The sequence below is a fragment of the Pseudomonas sp. P108 genome (genome assembly GCF_032613195.1).
GTDB lineage: Bacteria > Pseudomonadota > Gammaproteobacteria > Pseudomonadales > Pseudomonadaceae > Aquipseudomonas.
Window position 1 is genome coordinate 1,179,103 of sequence record NZ_CP126691.1, and the last position, 15,521, is coordinate 1,194,623.

The 15,521-nt window shown below is 59.6% G+C and carries 15 protein-coding genes; 5 read left to right on the plus strand and 10 right to left on the minus strand.

Going from position 1 to position 15,521, the window contains the following annotated elements; all coding sequences use genetic code 11:
* Position 1: 1 nt before the first annotated feature.
* The 6 genes from QOM10_RS05010 to QOM10_RS05035 all read right to left on the minus strand — a co-directional run bounded on the left by QOM10_RS05010 (position 2) and on the right by QOM10_RS05035 (position 5,978).
* Positions 2 to 511 (minus strand): DUF2165 family protein, encoded by a 510-nt coding sequence (locus QOM10_RS05010; RefSeq protein WP_127925895.1) that lies wholly within the window; start codon positions 509 to 511, stop codon positions 2 to 4.
* 147 nt (positions 512 to 658) lie between these two features.
* Positions 659 to 1,633 (minus strand): 2-hydroxyacid dehydrogenase, encoded by a 975-nt coding sequence (locus tag QOM10_RS05015; RefSeq protein WP_150749520.1) that lies wholly within the window; start codon positions 1,631 to 1,633, stop codon positions 659 to 661.
* An 843-nt stretch (positions 1,634 to 2,476) separates the two neighbouring features.
* Complete coding sequence (locus QOM10_RS05020) at positions 2,477 to 2,851, minus strand: DUF6124 family protein (protein WP_316917695.1); 375 nt, start codon at positions 2,849 to 2,851, stop codon at positions 2,477 to 2,479.
* Between the two features lie 647 nt (positions 2,852 to 3,498).
* Positions 3,499 to 3,873 (minus strand): DUF6124 family protein, encoded by a 375-nt coding sequence (locus QOM10_RS05025; protein ID WP_127925898.1) that lies wholly within the window; start codon positions 3,871 to 3,873, stop codon positions 3,499 to 3,501.
* Between the two features lie 472 nt (positions 3,874 to 4,345).
* Positions 4,346 to 4,825 carry a hypothetical protein gene (locus QOM10_RS05030; RefSeq protein WP_127925899.1) on the minus strand — a complete coding sequence of 160 codons (480 nt, stop codon included), beginning with the start codon at positions 4,823 to 4,825 and terminating at the stop codon, positions 4,346 to 4,348.
* A gap of 184 nt (positions 4,826 to 5,009) precedes the next feature.
* Complete coding sequence (locus tag QOM10_RS05035) at positions 5,010 to 5,978, minus strand: LysR family transcriptional regulator (RefSeq protein WP_102900633.1); 969 nt, start codon at positions 5,976 to 5,978, stop codon at positions 5,010 to 5,012.
* A 275-nt stretch (positions 5,979 to 6,253) separates the two neighbouring features.
* Here QOM10_RS05035 and QOM10_RS05040 point away from each other — a divergent pair, with 275 nt between their 5' ends.
* From QOM10_RS05040 to QOM10_RS05055, 4 genes are all read left to right on the plus strand, one after another.
* Positions 6,254 to 7,753, plus strand: a complete 1,500-nt coding sequence (locus QOM10_RS05040; RefSeq protein WP_316917696.1) for an efflux transporter outer membrane subunit — start codon at positions 6,254 to 6,256, stop codon at positions 7,751 to 7,753.
* A gap of 142 nt (positions 7,754 to 7,895) precedes the next feature.
* On the plus strand, positions 7,896 to 10,088 hold the full coding sequence (locus tag QOM10_RS05045) for an FUSC family protein (protein WP_316917697.1): 2,193 nt from the start codon (positions 7,896 to 7,898) through the stop codon (positions 10,086 to 10,088).
* Positions 10,078 to 10,278 (plus strand): DUF1656 domain-containing protein, encoded by a 201-nt coding sequence (locus tag QOM10_RS05050; RefSeq protein WP_007914106.1) that lies wholly within the window; start codon positions 10,078 to 10,080, stop codon positions 10,276 to 10,278. Before QOM10_RS05045 ends, QOM10_RS05050 begins: the two co-directional genes overlap by 11 nt.
* 10 nt (positions 10,279 to 10,288) lie before the next feature.
* The gene (locus QOM10_RS05055; RefSeq protein ID WP_038357606.1) at positions 10,289 to 11,155 is read left to right on the plus strand and encodes an HlyD family secretion protein; all 867 of its coding nucleotides are present in this window, start codon (positions 10,289 to 10,291) and stop codon (positions 11,153 to 11,155) included.
* 129 nt (positions 11,156 to 11,284) lie between these two features.
* On the opposite strand, the gene QOM10_RS05060 is transcribed toward QOM10_RS05055, so the two are convergent.
* Entirely contained in the window at positions 11,285 to 11,683 is a 399-nt protein-coding gene (locus tag QOM10_RS05060; RefSeq protein WP_316917698.1) for a DUF4440 domain-containing protein, read from the minus strand.
* Positions 11,680 to 13,050 (minus strand): MFS transporter, encoded by a 1,371-nt coding sequence (locus QOM10_RS05065; protein ID WP_316917699.1) that lies wholly within the window; start codon positions 13,048 to 13,050, stop codon positions 11,680 to 11,682. Before QOM10_RS05065 ends, QOM10_RS05060 begins: the two co-directional genes overlap by 4 nt.
* A 109-nt stretch (positions 13,051 to 13,159) precedes the next feature.
* Between QOM10_RS05065 and QOM10_RS05070 the strand changes: the two genes are divergently transcribed.
* Complete coding sequence (locus QOM10_RS05070) at positions 13,160 to 14,041, plus strand: LysR family transcriptional regulator (protein ID WP_316918365.1); 882 nt, start codon at positions 13,160 to 13,162, stop codon at positions 14,039 to 14,041.
* Between the two features lie 117 nt (positions 14,042 to 14,158).
* Here QOM10_RS05070 and QOM10_RS05075 read toward each other — a convergent pair whose 3' ends face one another.
* Positions 14,159 to 14,983: an SDR family oxidoreductase gene (locus tag QOM10_RS05075; protein WP_316917700.1), complete on the minus strand. Its 825-nt coding sequence runs from the start codon at positions 14,981 to 14,983 to the stop codon at positions 14,159 to 14,161.
* A gap of 36 nt (positions 14,984 to 15,019) precedes the next feature.
* Positions 15,020 to 15,484, minus strand: coding sequence for a multidrug transporter (locus QOM10_RS05080; RefSeq protein WP_137219188.1), 465 nt, complete (start codon positions 15,482 to 15,484; stop codon positions 15,020 to 15,022).
* Positions 15,485 to 15,521 lie beyond the last annotated feature (37 nt).

The following is a 15,521-nucleotide window of genomic DNA, read 5'->3' on the forward strand; positions in this document are numbered from 1 at the left end:
TTCAGCGCTCGACTTTCAATGTGATGTAAATCATTACCGGGAAGATGAAGTCAACGATATGTCGCGCCCAGTCCTTGGCATTCCATGATTGCGAAGTGTCCATGTCAAACCACTCCACACCCACGGTTTGCAGGCACACGTAATAAATGAAAATGGCTGCCAATATACCCATGATCGAGAACTTTTTTGCCTCGTGGAATATCTCTGCGGAAGCATCGATGTGGCGATATAACTGATAAGTGCCTATCAGGCACAGCACGGTATATGTGACTTCCAGCGTGATGATGAACCAGTAGATCCGGTGATGGATCATCGGTGATTCAATGGCCCTGTACTTGATGGTTTCACTGGCGGTGGTGGTGTCCATGCTCAGGATATGAGCCACATAGGTGTAGTTTGAATTGTAGTCGGTAAAGTTGTGGATCATCACCAGCACACCAAAGAAGCTGATGTAAGCCATCAATATGACTTTGCTGTAACGAATGAGCTTGTCGGTTGTCAGGGTGTTCAAGGTATTGGCTCTCCATAGCGTTTGTCGATTATTCGACAGGCAGGCAGAGCTTATAATGCTGTTGTTTAACTGGCTTTGTTGTTCAATTTCAAGTTGTGTAAGGCATAACTAACGGGCAAGTGCGATAGCGCACTTGCCCGTATTTTTTTATCCGCGCCAGACTTGCGGGTTGACCAGATCCTGCGGGCGTTCGCCGAGCAGGGCGCTGCGCAGGTTGGCCAGTGCACGATTGGCCATGGCTTCACGGGTTTCATTCGTCGCGGAGCCGATGTGCGGCAGAGTCACGGCATTGCTGAGTTGGAACAGCGGCGACTCGGCCAGCGGTTCTTTTTCGTACACATCAAGGCCGGCACCACGAATGCGCTTGTTCTGCAGGGCTTCGATCAGGGCCGGTTCATCGACCACCGGGCCACGAGAGATGTTCACCAGGATGGCGTCCGGTTTCATCAGGGCCAGTTCGCGATGGCTGATCAGGTGGCGGGTCTTGTCGCTGAGCGGCACCACCAGGCAGACGAAATCGGCTTCGGCGAGCAGTTGATCGAGGCTGCGAAATTGCGCGCCGAGTTCCTGCTCCAGTTCGGTTTTGCGGCTGTTGCCGCTGTAGATGATCGGCATGTTGAAACCGAAGCGGCCACGGCGCGCGACGGCGGCGCCGATGTTGCCCATGCCGACGATGCCGAGGGTTTTGCCGTGGACGTCGCAGCCGAACAGCGGGGCGCCGACGCTGGCTTGCCATTGGCCGGCCTTGGTCCAGGCGTCGAGTTCGGCGACGCGGCGGGCGCTGCTCATGATCAGGGCGAAGGCGAGGTCGGCGGTGCTTTCGGTGAGCACATCCGGGGTGTTGGTGAGCATGATCCCGCGTTGGTTGAAGTAGTCGAGGTCGTAGTTGTCGTAGCCGACGGAGACGCTTGAGACCACTTCCAGTTTTGTTGCGGTTTCGAGTTGGGCCTGGCCGAGTTTGCGGCCGACGCCGATGAGGCCGTGGGCGTGGGGCAGGGCTTCGTTGAATTGGGCGTTGATGTCGCCGGCTTTTGGGTTGGGGACGATGACGTCGAATTCTTGCTGGAGGCGTTCGATCATGGGCGGGGTGATGCGGCTGAAGGCCAGGACAGTCTTTTTCATCGTTTTTGGCTCTTGTTCGGGCTTGATACCTAGCAAGCTAACATTTTTGTTTTGGGGTGTCTTGGCGGCCTCTGGGCCGACCAGGTTTTGGGTGGTGTTGGGTGTATATCCGTTTTTTGGGTGATGGCGGCTTAGGGTTTCGCCCTTACGGCGACTCACTTTTTTGACAAACGCCTCAAAAAAGTAAGCAAAAAAACGCTTGCTCCTACGTGCGGCCCGCTCGCTGGGGCTCGGGGTTCCTTCGCTGCGGGATCGATCCGGGCGCAGCGCCTACGGTTTGCTTCGCTGCACCTCCTCTCGCTGTGTTTGGCTTCGCCAAACGGTCGCTGCGCTCCCACGCCCGGATCAATCCCTCCACTCAGCCTTCCGACGTCGCCCGTGGATCAAGATCAAGAGCAGGCGAGCTGGCACTCGGCCTATTGAGTGGTGAAGAGCGGGGCGTGGTCGGCTTTGGATTTGTGGTGGATTTGCCCCTCACCCCAGCCCTCTCCCGAGGGAGAGGGAGCCGATTTTTGGGCTTTTCAAAGTCTGAGTTCGACTCGGTATCGCACGTCGGCCTAGCTCTTCCAAACCCCTCGATCAGTCCTCTCTCCCTCCGGGAGAGGGCTAGGGTGAGGGGCTTTTGATCTGTTTCAGAATCTGAGTGTCGACTCGGTATTTCACGTCGGCGTAACTCTCCCAAACACCTCGGTCAGTCCCCTCTCCCTCCGGGAGAGGGTTAGTGAGGGGCTTTTGATCTGATTCAAAATCTGAATTCGACTCGGTATCGCACGTCGGCGTAGCTCACCCAAACACCTCGATCAGTCCCCTCTCCCTCTGGGAGAGGGCTAGGGTGAGGGGCTTTTAGCTTTGTGAAGGGGATTGGGAGATTTCGTGGTTATCCAGCACGCGATTCACCGCCAGTTCGGCGAGCATGATGATCTGCTGAATCGCCAGAATCGTGCGCCGTTGCGGCAGGTCGATGTAGGCGGCGATGTCGCTGGTCATGAGGCTGGCCTGTGCCAGTGATTCGCAGGCGTGGACCAGCAGGCTTTCGCTGTCCTGTTCCGGGGCGACCTGGAACATGGTGCTGGGTTTGTGGAAGCGCAGGGTGAGGGCGTTGGGTTTGAGGTAGTGGTCGAGGGCGCGCTCGGCGGCTTCGTGGAATTTCTTTGAGCCGGGAAATTCGTAAGGAGTGGTGTTCTCCGCTTCGGGCGGATTGGGCGTTGGTTTGAACATAGGAAACATACTCGTGGCAAGTTGAGTTGAAGCTGCCACTTTTCGTTTTCCAGGCGAAAGGGTGGCAGCTGTGCGCGGACTGGAAAAACCGGTCAACTCACCAAAACCGGCAGGCCCAAGGGCCTCCCGCGCACAGCCGCCATAACATTGCGAGCTAAAAAGCGCCGCAGTATGCCATGAGCTTTGGTAGTTGAAATCGGGTTTTCCAGACCCGGTCGCTGATGCGTCAGCGACACCCAAATCCTAGCCACCGCACTTCCGACGGACAACCGTCAAAACCTGTCGGAAACATCCGCAGATTCCTGGTTTTCGTAGGAGTTGTTGTAGGTGTGGATTGCTTGATTTTTATACAGAAAGTCCCTCGGTCGCAGGCTGTGGCTGATCTGCGCGAATATGACGTTCTGTTTAAAGTCAGCCCGATGGCCGCAGCCGAACTTACGTCCTGTCCGCTGGATGGGAAGACACGCGCTTGGCTTTTGTTTTGCGGTGAATTTACCCCTCACCCCAGCCCTCTCCCGAGGGAGAGGGAGCCGATTTTTGGGCATTTCAAAATCTGAGTTCAACACGGTATCGCACGTCGGTGTAGCCCTGCCAAACACCTTGATCAGTCCCCTCTCCCTCCGGGAGAGGGTTAGGGTGAGGGGCTTTTAGCTTTGTGAAGGGGATTGGGAGATTTCGTGGTTATCCAGCACTCGATTCACCGCCAGTTCAGCCAGCATGATGATCTGCTGAATCGCCAGAATCGTCCGCCGTTGCGGCAGGTCGATGTAGGCGGCGATGTCGCTGGTCATGAGGCTGGCCTGGGCCAGTGATTCGCAGGCGTGGACCAGCAGGCTTTCGCTGTCCTGATCGGGGGCGACCTGGAACATGGTGCTGGATTTGTGGAAGCGCAGGGTGAGCGCGTTGGGTTTGAGGTAGTGGTCGAGGGCGCGTTCGGCGGCTTCGTGAAATTTCTTCGAGCCGGGGAATTCGTAGGGGGTGGTGTTCTCCGCTTCGGGCGGATTAGGCGTTGGTTTGATCATGGTGAAACTCCATTCGGGATGTGGAGTTCGTCACACACTGCGACCAAGCAGTAGGGTGGCGAACTGTACGCGGGTTGGTCGACCAGGGAATGGAAACCCGGCAGGGCCAAAGCCCTCCCACGCACAGTTCGCCATTAAGCAAGCTGAAAAAGTGCGCCATTCTAAACCCGGACGACCAAGTCCGGTCGCTGATTCGTCAGCGACACCCAAATCCTAGCCACCGCACTTCCGACGGACAACCTGCAAAACCTGTCGGAAACATCCGCGAAATCCCTGTTTTTGTAGGCTCTGCCGTAGGCCGCGATCTGTTGATTTTTAAACAGCAAGATCAAAAGATCGCAGCCTGCGGCAGCTCCTGGAGGTGAGGCGTTTTGTTTAGGAGACAGTTGGGGCGATGAAGAGAGCCGTGGGTCAAAAGTCTGCGCGGCGAAGAGGGTCAGCTTTTGCTCTTCTGCCACAGGCCGCGGCAGATTCAGAGCGAAATACTGTCCCGCCCTTTGATGGAGAACGTACCACCATTGACCTCCAGCTCCTTACCTTCAGCGCCAGCAGATTTGAACTGAAAGCTCCCCTTGTACAGTTCTTGATCATGATCAAAACTCAAGGTGATGGAGCCTGTATCAGCACTGTAGGTTTCAAAGCGGATATGGGTCTCCACTTGCCATATCTTCCAAAAAGTCGCACAGACCTTTTTATCTTCGAAGTTATAGGTGCCGCTCGAGATGTCGGGTGGGAACACTATTTCAATGCCGCGCTCGATTTCGTTTCTATTTGCATCGGTAGTGAGCTGTACCGTGTTTAAAGACAAGTGCAGTTTGTTGTCGGTGGTGTAGTGGTCATAGGCGAAGCCTGAGTTTTGCGAGGTGAAGTCCAGATCACCCGATATGCGGGCCGTCATACGACCGATGCTGGGAGAGGTTTTGATAATGGGAAACTGATGCCTGGTGAACATGATGAACTCCTTGGCGTTGACCGTTCCGTGAACCAGACAAGGTCTGGCGACGTTTTCAAGCTAGGAGTGGGGGGGAACACTGTCAACTGTCAGAGTTGACAGTTGACAGTAGAGGAGAATTGAACGTCAGAGGGACTGCCAACGCCAATTGCCCCGGTTCAGTAACGTCGGCAGAACGCTACATTCAGTTGGCGACACGCACGCCGGCGAGGCTGCCACTCAACTCATACGCCGCCAATTCCGCCTGATGCGCCGCGAGAATTTCCGGCAACGACCCACGCAAATACTCAACCCACGTCTTGATCTTCGCATCCAGATATTGCCGCGACGGGTAGATCGCATACAGGTTCAGCTCTTGCGAGCGGTAGTTCGGCATGACCCGCACCAGTGTGCCGTTGCGCAAGCCTTCGATCGCCGCATACACCGGCAACACGCCCACGCCCATGCCGCTGGTGATCGCGGTTTTCATCGCGTCGGCGGAGTTCACCAGAAACGGCGAGCTGTTGATGGTGACCATTTCCTGGCCTTCCGGGCCGTCGAAGGCCCATTTTTCCAGGGGAATTACCGGGCTGACCAGGCGCAGGCAGGCGTGGTTGAGCAGGTCGCTGGGCTTTTGCGCTGCGCCGTTGGCTTTCACGTACGCCGGGGAGGCGCAGACGATGCTGTAGGTGATGCCCAGCCGTTGCGAGACGAAACCCGAATCCGGCAATTCGCTGGCGAGCACGATGGACACGTCGTAGCCCTCATCGAGCAGGTCCGGCACGCGGTTGGCCAGGGTCAGGTCGAAGGTGACGTCGGGGTGAGTCTTGCGGTAGCGGGCGATGGCGTCGATGACGAAGTGCTGGCCGATGCCGGTCATGGTGTGCACTTTCAATTGCCCGGCCGGGCGGGCGTGGGCGTCGCTGGCTTCGGCTTCGGCCTCTTCGACGTAGGCGAGGATCTGTTCGCAGCGCAACAGGTAGCGTTTGCCCGCTTCGGTCAGGGCGATGCGCCGGGTGGTGCGGTTGAGCAAGCGGGTTTGCAGGTGGGCTTCCAGGTTGGAGACCGCGCGCGAGACGTTGGCGGTGGTGGTGTCGAGTTGCACGGCGGCGGCGGTGAAGCTGCCGGCTTCGGCGACACAACTGAAGGCGCGCATGTTTTGCAAAGTGTCCATGGGGTGCTCTCAAGGGAGATGGCAAATTGTGACACGAAGTTTCAGGGGCGAGACCCCCGACTTAGGGATTATCTCGTTAACCGTAACAAAGATTCACAGAAATCCCAGCTTATCGCCATTGAGGGCGCCCCCTAGAATTGCGCCGATCCCTGTAGGAGCTGCCGCAGGCTGCGATCTTTTGATTTTGTTTTAAGGGAATCAAGATCAAAAGATCGCAGCCTGCGACAGCTCCTGCACGGGTCCTCGATCTACCCCTCTCTCAGGAATTCGCAGCTGTGCCGCGTCGCATCAACAGAGCGCTTTTGCCGCTCAGTGTTCTGGCTTTTACCCTGGGTCTTGGCGGCTGCATCTCAACCGAAGGAATTGCCCCGCAGGGCAAGGCGTTGGAAGCCAATTCACTGGCCACCGACGACGCCATCGCCCATGCCGCCCGTGACGCCAATTGGCCCACCGCGCAATGGTGGCAAGCCTACGGTGACCCGCAACTCAATCGCTGGATCGACCTCGCCGTGCAAGGCAGTCCGACCATGGCCATGGCTGCTGCGCGAGTGCGTCAAGCCAAAGCCATGGCCGGTGTCGCCGAAGCCGCCGAGTCGTTGCAGATCAACGGCGAGTCGACGCTCAAGCGGCACAACTGGCCGACCGATCAGTTCTACGGCCCGGGCGAGCTGGCCAACACCACCACTTGGGACAACAACGCCGCGCTGGGCTTCAGCTACGCCCTCGACCTCTGGGGTCGTGAAAGCAACGCCAGCGAACGTGCGGTGGATCTTGCGCACATGAGCGCGGCCGAGGCGCGATTGGCGCAGCTCGAATTGCAGAACAACATTGTTCGCGCCTACATCGAACTGTCGCTGCATTACGCCCAGCGCGACATCGTCGCGGCGACGCTCAAACAGCAACAGCAGATTCTCGATCTGGCGCAGAAGCGTTTGAACGGCGGTATCGGCACGCATTTCGAAGTCAGTCAGGCGGAAACGCCGTTGCCGGAAACCCACCGCCAGATCGATGCGTTGGACGAAGAAATCGCCCTCAGCCGCAATCAACTGGCCGCGCTGGCCGGTAAAGGGCCAGGCGAGGGCGCACAGTTGCAGCGCCCGACATTGTCCCTCGGTGCTGCGCTGAAACTGCCGTCGGCATTGCCAGCCGAGCTGCTCGGTCAGCGTCCGGATGTGGTCGCCAGTCGCTGGCAAGTGGCGGCGCAGGCGCGTGGGATTGATGTGGCGCACGCCGGGTTTTACCCCAACGTCGATCTGGTCGGCAGCCTCGGCTACATGGCGACCGGTGGTGGCGCGCTGGAGTTTTTGACCGGCAAGAAACTCAACTACAACGTCGGCCCGGCGATCTCGCTGCCGATCTTTGACGGAGGGCGTTTGCGCTCCGAATTGGGCGAGGCTTCCGCCGGTTACGACATCGCTGTGGCGCATTACAACCAGACGCTGGTGAATGCGCTGAAGAATATCTCCGATCAGTTGATCCGCCGCGAGTCGATGGACAAGCAGCAAGGTTTTGCCGCCGAGTCGGTGGCCACGGCGCAGAAGACCTACGACATCGCGATGATCGCTTACCAGCGCGGCCTCACCGATTACCTCAACGTGCTCAATGCACAGACCTTGCTGTTCAAGCAGCAGCAAGTGCAGCAGCAGGTGCAGGCGGCGCGGTTGAGTGCGCATGCCGAGTTGGTGACTGCGCTGGGTGGTGGCCTCGGTGCCGGCAACGATGTGCCGGCGGCCGAGAAAACCCAGGCACCGAAAACCCCGGCACTCCTGCATTGAACACACAACCCATTGTAGGAGTGAGCGTGCTCGCGAAAGCGGTTTATCAGTCGACATCAACGTTGAATATGAAAACGCATTCGCGAGCAGGCTCGCTCCCACAGGTTCTGCGACCAGACCGAATCTCATTGAGCACATTTGAATGACTCCCTTGCCCGCACCTCTGCGCTGGCTCTACGCCCTGGAATGGCGCCGTGGTTTCTTCGACTGGGCGCGCAGCGATGGCGTGACCTGGGTCTACATCTTCAAGGTGTTGATCGCTGCATTCCTAACGCTGTGGCTGGCCATGCGCCTGGAATTGCCGCAACCACGCACGGCGATGATCACCGTGTTCATCGTCATGCAGCCGCAGAGCGGCCAGGTGTTCGCCAAGAGTTTCTATCGCTTCCTTGGCACATTGGCCGGGTCGGCGATGATGGTCACGCTGATCGCGTTATTCGCGCAGAACACTGAGCTGTTCCTCGGCTCGCTGGCGATCTGGGTCGGCATCTGCTCGGCCGGTGCCGCACGTTGTCGCAACTTCCGCGCCTACGGTTTCGTCCTCGCCGGTTACACCGCCGCGATGGTCGGGCTGCCGGCGCTGGCGCACCCGGACGGCGCATTTATGGCAGCGGTGTGGCGGGTGCTGGAAATCTCGCTGGGGATTCTCTGCTCGACCCTGATCAGCGCCGCGATCCTGCCGCAAACCGCCAGCGCCGCCATGCGCAATGCCTTGTATCAGCGATTCGGTGTGTTCGCTTTATTCGTCACCGATGGCCTGCGCGGGCGCAGCAAAGCCGAGTCTTTCGAGGCGAGCAACGTGCGTTTTATCGCCGAAGCCGTGGGCCTCGAAGGCTTGCGCAGTGTCACCGTGTTTGAAGACCCGCACATGCGTCGGCGCAACGGTCGCCTGAGCCGTTTGAACAGCGAATTCATGGGCATCACCACGCGGTTCAACGCTTTGCATCAGTTGCTTGAACGCTTGCGTGGCAATGGCGAAGAACATGTGGTCGCGGCGATCAGACCGGGCCTGCAGGATCTCGCCGAAGTGCTCGACGGCTTCAGTGGTCGCGCCCTGACCAGCCCCGATGCCGCGCGCTTGGCGACAGCGCTGGCGAGCTACAAGGAAGGCCTGCCGGCACGCGTGCGCAGCCTGCGCGCTATCTTCCAGGAGAGCGAGCCGAGCGACGCCGAGCAACTGGATTTCCACACCGCGTACGAATTGCTCTATCGCTTCGTCGACGACTTGCACAGTTATGCACAGACCCACGCATCCTTGGCCGATCACCGCCACGAGCGCGAGCGCTGGGACGAGCCGTTCACCCCGCAAACCAACTGGTGGGCAGCTGCTGCATCGGGCATTCGCGCCTCGTTCATCCTCGTTGTATTGGGCAGTTACTGGGTCGCGACAGCGTGGCCAAGCGGCGCGACGATGACCCTGATCGCCGCCGCCACCGTAGGCCTCTCCGCCGCCACACCGAACCCGAAACGCATGGCATTTCAGATGGCGTGCGGGACCTTCCTCGGTGCCCTGATCGGCTTCGTCGAGATGTTTTTCATCTTCCCGTGGATCGACGGTTTCCCGCTGCTGTGCGTGATGCTCGCACCGGTGATCGTCCTCGGCTCGTTCCTCACGTCGCGGCCGCAGTACGCCGGTGTCGGCCTCGGTCTGCTGATCTTCTTCAGCACCGGTTCGGTGCCGGACAACCTGACCATTTACAACCCTTACACCTTCATCAACGACTACATCGCCATGGTCATGGGCATGCTGGTCTGTGCCGCTGCCGGGGCGATTATTCTGCCGCCGAACAGTCGCTGGTTGTGGAAGCGCCTGGAGCAGGATCTGCGTGGTCAAGTGGTCTATGCGATCAGCGGCAAACTCAAAGGTCTGGCCTCGAGTTTCGAGAGCCGTACCCGCGATTTGCTGCATCAGGCTTACGGTTTGGCGGCTGGGGAGCCGAAGGTGCAGAAGAACCTGCTGCGCTGGATGTTCGTGGTACTGGAAGTCGGCCACGCGATCATCGAGTTGCGCAAGGAGCAGGCGATCCTGCCGGTGCACCCGGCCTATGCCGAATCGCAGCCATGGCGGCAGGCAATCCGCGTGATGGGCCGCGCGCTGGTGCGACTGTTTCTGCAACCGAACTCCAGCAATCTCGAACGCGCACTGGTCGCGGTCGACCATGCGATCAGTCGCGTAGCGGCCACTGACGAACCGTTCGCCCCACACTTCGACACCTCGGCGTTGCGCCGGGTGAAGAGCTATCTGCACTTCATCCGTACCTCGCTGCTCGACCCGCAATCACCGCTCGCTGCCTACGCCATCGCCAAGCCGGAAGGACTTGCCCATGCCTCGTGAAATCGCCTTCCACGGCGTGTACATGCCGACCATGACTTTGATGTTTTTCATTGCTGCGGCGCTGGCCTGGGCGGTGGACCGGTTCCTGTCCGGGTTCGACCTGTACCGCTTTTTCTGGCACCCGGCGCTGCTGCGTCTGAGTCTGTTTACCTGTCTGTTCGGCGCCATGGCGCTGACTGTCTACCGTTGAGACTATCTTGATGAAAAAGTTTTTCAGCCTGCTCGCGACCCTGCTGGTGCTGGCCCTGGCGTTGTGGATCGGCCGCACGTTGTGGGAGCACTACATGAACACGCCGTGGACCCGTGATGGCCGCGTGCGCGCCGACATCATCAATGTCGCCGCCGACGTTACCGGTGAAGTCATCGATGTGCCGGTGCGCGACAACCAACTGGTGAAGAAGGGTGATTTGCTTATGCAGATCGACCCCGAGCACTACCGCATCGCGGTGAAACAGGCGCAGTCGCTGGTCGCCTCGCGCAAGTCGACCTGGGAGATGCGCAAGGTCAACGCCCACCGCCGCGCCGATCTGGACAACCTGGTGATCTCCAAGGAAAACCGCGATGACGCCAGCAACATCGCCGACGCCGCCCTGGCCGATTACCAACACGCGCAGGCGCAACTGGAAGCTGCCGAACTCAACCTGAAACGCACCGAAGTGCGCGCGGCGGTCGACGGTTATGTGACCAACCTCAACGTGCATCGCGGTGACTACGCACGCATCGGCGAGGCAAAAATGGCCGTGGTCGACATGAATTCGTTCTGGGTTTATGGCTTTTTCGAAGAGACCAAACTGCCCCACGTCAAAGTCGGTGACAAAGCCGACATGCAGTTGATGAGCGGCGAAGTCTTGAAGGGCCACGTGGAGAGCATCTCGCGCGGCATTTATGACCGCGATAACCCGGAAAGCCGCGAGCTGATTGCCGATGTGAACCCGACCTTCAACTGGGTGCGCCTGGCGCAACGGGTGCCAGTGCGCATTCACATTGATGAAGTGCCGGAAGGTGTGCTGCTGGCGGCGGGGATTACTTGCACGGTGGTGGTGAATCAGAGCGCTGTGGATAACTGACAGACCGAGTCGCTCCCTTCGCGAGCAAGCTCGCTCCCACATTAGATCTGCGGCGCAACCAGGATCCTTTGTGGGAGCGAGCTTGCTCGCGAAGAGGGCGGCTCGGTATTTCAGGAGACTACCGCGCAATCACTCAGCGCAAAACGTCTCCTGCAAATGCAGCCAGAACACTCGCCCGGATTCGAGTTTTTCAAACACCACCGTCGAGCGCCGATCCGTGTGTGCACCGCTCGCGTCGGTCTGCTGCTCGCGGTAACTCACGGTCGCGCCGCGCTGATGCAGGGCAATCACGCGTAACTCACTGAGCTGGATTCTGAAGCCTTTCTTCTGCCCGCCTGCGGCTCGGAACAGCAGGCGCAAGGCATCGACATCCAGTGTTCGGCCCAACGGCGTCACCATGGTAAAACGCGGTGAAAAACGCGCCAGCAATCGCTGCAGCGCGGCGTCATCTTCTTCTACGGCAAACCATCGTTCGATGGCTTCGTGCGCCTTGATCACTTCGTCCAGGTAGGGCGTGGCGTCATTCATGCAGTTTTTTCCTCAAGGGCAGGTGGGTTCAATAGCGCGAGCACGTGGGTCGAGTCGAAACGCAGGACGGCGACCATTGGCAGCAGGGTCAGCAGCGCGGCGGCGATAAAGCAGGCACTGAAACCGTCACCACCCAACGCGCCCAGCAGTGAGCTGAGCAGCGCCGCCGCGAGGCAGAAACCGAGTTGGCGATTGATGTTCCACAGGGCACTGGAATGGCCCATTTTTTCTGGCGTAATGCCGACGAACGCCAAGCTCTGCGCGGTGACGCTGCACAGGCTGCCGCCCAACCCCATAAGGGCGTAGGCGATGATCAGCGGCGTGCTGGCCGGTTGTTCGATGCGCATTAGCAAAACGATGCCGACGCATTGCAGGAGCATGCCGGCGCTGAGCAATGGCTTGGGGCCGATGCGGTTGAAACTGCGTTTGCCAAGCATGATCCCCACGCCCGAACCGACGGCCCACGGCAGCATCAATGCGCCGGTCTGCGCCGCGCCGACACCGAGGGTATGCAGGTACAACACGGCAATCATGTGGGTGCCGGTGAAAACCCCGGGCACACACAAGTAGATCAACATCGCCAGACGCAGCGACGGGTGCTTGATCAGTTGCAGGTCGAGGATCGCGCCGGGTTTGCGCCAGCCATCGCGCAGGTAAAGGCCCAGGATCAGGAGGCTGAGTATCAGCACAATGATGCCGAGTGCTCGGGTGCTGGCGTCGCTTACCAGGCTGACGGCGATCAACAACAAACTCAGTGCCGACGCCGCCAGCAACAGGCCACGGGCGTCCAGCGTCGGCCGCTCATGCAAGGGCTGATCGGCTTTCAACCAGAGCAGGCCGAGCCCGAATGCGAGCAGTGTCAGCGGCAGATTCAGGTAGAAAATCCAGCGCCACGACAGCGCCTGAACGATCAGTCCGCCGGCCGCTGGCGACAGTGCCGGCACCAGCAGCGCCACCAGCAACACCACACCTGTGAAGTGCGCGCGTTGCGTCGCCGGAAACTGTCGATACGCCAGGGCTTGGCCCACCGGCAGCAGCAGTCCGCCACCGAGCCCCTGCAGGAGTCGCCAGGCAATCAGGCTTTCAATCGATCCCGCTTGCGCCACCAGTGCCGAACCGACGCCGAACAACAGCAGCGACGCGAGGATCAGCCGGCGCTCGCCAACCCGTGTCGCCAGCCATACGCTCAGCGGAATGATCAACGTCAGGCCGAGCATGTAGGCGTTGCTGATCCACGCCAGTTGCGTCACCGAGGCGTGCAGTTGTTGAGCGATGTCGGGGTAAGCGATGCTGGCGACGAACATGTTCAGCAGGTCGAGCGCGAAGCCCAACAAATACACCAGCGCGACTTTCGAGCGATAAGCCATGGCAGCTTCCCTGTGATGAGACGTGCAGGGTAGGGCGCTTCTGGTCATAGGAAAACGCTGGTTTGGCTGCTAGTTTGTCAAAATTATTTTGACAAGGAGTGCCGTGGATATGGTCAGCCTGGATCGTTTTGACACCTTCAAAGCCGTGGTCGAGGCCGGTTCGCTGACCGCTGCCGCCGATACGCTGGGGCAGACGCGCGCGGTGGTCAGCTTCAACCTCAAGCGCCTGGAGGAAGAACTGGGCGTGACCTTGCTCACGCGCAATACCCGGCAACTGGCGCTGACCGATGCCGGTGAACGCTTTTATCGACGCTGTTTGCGCACGCTGGATGAGGCGCGGCTGGCGATCGAAGAGGCGCGTTCCGAACACGCACAACTCAAAGGCACACTGCGCATCACCACGACTGTCGAGTTTGCCTTGGCTCAGGTGGTGCCGGCGCTGGAGGTGTTTCGCCAGCAGCAACCGCAACTGAACATTCATTTGTCGACGTCTTCGACCCATGCCGATCTGATTTCCGAGCGCTTTGACATGGCGATTCGGCTGGGGCGCATGCACGACTCCAATCTGCGTGCGGTGCAGTTGTCGACGTTCGAAATATTTGCCGTGGCGGCACCAGGGTTGGTCGAGCGCTTTGCACCGGTGGTCACGCTGGCCACGCTGGAGTCGATGCCGACGTTAGGGCATGGACGAGTGCCGGAAATGACCGTGATTGATCCGCACGGCGTGGAGCATTTCTACCAGCCAAAACCGGGAACCACTGCCATCGTCGCGGACAACTCGGCGACGCTGCGGGCGTTTGCGTTGACCGGGCAAGGCGTGGCGATTTTGCCGCAATGGCTGATTCAGGACGATCTTGATGCGGGGCGGTTACAGCGTTTGCTGGTGGATTACCGGTTTGCGCCGCAAGGGGTGTATGCGCTGTACCCGGACACCCGGCATTTGCCGCTGAAAGTGCGAGCGTTCATTGATTTCATGAAGGGCTGCGCCTGAGTGTTTGAGGTGTATTTTCTGGCCTCTTCGCGAGCAAGCTCGCTCCCACAGGAGATCTTCGGTGTGACAGATAGCCAATGTGGGAGCGAGCTTGCTCGCGAAGGTGTCGACTCTAGTTCAGAGCTTTGCGCGCAATCCGAACCGCTTCATCAACGTCGATTCGAGCAAGCCCTTGGGCAACAACGCCGCCAACAACGGCAACGCCCGGCTGCCATTACCAATGCGGATCAACCGCGGCGGTTTGCTCTGTTGCACAGCCTTGAGCAACACCGCCGCAAACTCACTGGCCGGCGTCGGTTTGTCCTGCGACGCCTTGGCCCGTGCGCGGATGCCTTCACGCAGTGGAAACCACGGTGATTGTTCATTGATCAACTGCTCGGCTTCATGCCCGGCGTTCTTGGCAAAACTCGATTGAATCGCCCCCGGTTGAACCTCCATGACGCGTACACCAAACGGCGCGAGTTCCATGCGCAAGGCATCACTCAACGCGTGCACGGCTGCTTTCGAGGCGCAGTAAGCACCGGCAAACGGCGTGACCAGCACACCGGACACACTGCCGATATTCACCACCAGACCCTTGGCCCGGCGCAGCACCGGAAACAACGCGCGAGTGACGCCGACAATCGAAAACACATTGGTCTCGAACTGGCGCTGCATCGCCGGTACACCGCCGTCGAGCAGCGGCCCCATGGCGCCGTAACCGGCGTTGTTGATCAGCACGTCGAGGCCGCCGTGTTGCTGGTTGATCCGCTCGCCAAGTTGCTCCAGCGCCGCATTGTCGTTGACGTCGAGTTGCACGGCGGTGAATCCGGCTGATGCCAGCAACGCGACATCTTCAGCCTTGCGCGCACTGGCCCAGACTTCGAAACCAGCGGCTTTGAACGCATCGGCGAGGGCACGGCCGATGCCGCTGGAACAACCGGTAATCAACGCAACGGGCATGGCGCATTCCTTGTGCAAATAGAGTGGGGAAGGGGATCAGTCGGAGAAACTACCCTGCAATCGCTCGGCGCGAAACTCCAGGGTTTGCGGGCGATAACCGGGGCGCAGCGGCGGCATCGGCAGACAGTCTTCCCATTCGCCGCCGGCTTGCAGTTCGCCAGGGCCGCGATAGCGTGGCGCGGTGTATTGGTTGTCGGCCAGATTCACCGTGTCGCCCGGCGCATAGGCTGCAATGCGCCAGCGTAGCTCGGTGAGGGGCACGTCGTTGGCGTTTTTCATTTTCAGTTGCAACGGACGATCGGCCGGGCATTGCTTCGGGGCGTACGCGATACGCATCTCAAGGCGCGCCAGTTGCTTGATCTCGCGGTTGTCCAGCCACACCACCCACATGGCCACAAAGCCCAGGCCAATCGCCGCCGCCACCGAGACCGGCAAGGCCTTGGCCGGGTAGCGCAACAGCAGGATCAACCAGGTAATGACCAGCAGAATGCCGATGAACATGCGCACAACCTCGAGGAGAGAGAGGGTCATCCTACCT

Coding starts and splice junctions, on each gene's coding strand:
- QOM10_RS05045 (WP_316917697.1), top strand. CDS start 7,896: ATGACTCCCTTGCCCGCACCTCTGCGCTGGCTCTACGCCCTGGAATGG.
- QOM10_RS05060 (WP_316917698.1), bottom strand. CDS start 11,683: ATGAATGACGCCACGCCCTACCTGGACGAAGTGATCAAGGCGCACGAA.
- QOM10_RS05025 (WP_127925898.1), bottom strand. CDS start 3,873: ATGATCAAACCAACGCCTAATCCGCCCGAAGCGGAGAACACCACCCCC.
- QOM10_RS05080 (WP_137219188.1), bottom strand. CDS start 15,484: ATGTTCATCGGCATTCTGCTGGTCATTACCTGGTTGATCCTGCTGTTG.
- QOM10_RS05030 (WP_127925899.1), bottom strand. CDS start 4,825: ATGTTCACCAGGCATCAGTTTCCCATTATCAAAACCTCTCCCAGCATC.
- QOM10_RS05015 (WP_150749520.1), bottom strand. CDS start 1,633: ATGAAAAAGACTGTCCTGGCCTTCAGCCGCATCACCCCGCCCATGATC.
- QOM10_RS05020 (WP_316917695.1), bottom strand. CDS start 2,851: ATGTTCAAACCAACGCCCAATCCGCCCGAAGCGGAGAACACCACTCCT.
- QOM10_RS05035 (WP_102900633.1), bottom strand. CDS start 5,978: ATGGACACTTTGCAAAACATGCGCGCCTTCAGTTGTGTCGCCGAAGCC.
- QOM10_RS05055 (WP_038357606.1), top strand. CDS start 10,289: ATGAAAAAGTTTTTCAGCCTGCTCGCGACCCTGCTGGTGCTGGCCCTG.
- QOM10_RS05070 (WP_316918365.1), top strand. CDS start 13,160: ATGGTCAGCCTGGATCGTTTTGACACCTTCAAAGCCGTGGTCGAGGCC.
- QOM10_RS05050 (WP_007914106.1), top strand. CDS start 10,078: ATGCCTCGTGAAATCGCCTTCCACGGCGTGTACATGCCGACCATGACT.
- QOM10_RS05075 (WP_316917700.1), bottom strand. CDS start 14,983: ATGCCCGTTGCGTTGATTACCGGTTGTTCCAGCGGCATCGGCCGTGCC.
- QOM10_RS05065 (WP_316917699.1), bottom strand. CDS start 13,050: ATGGCTTATCGCTCGAAAGTCGCGCTGGTGTATTTGTTGGGCTTCGCG.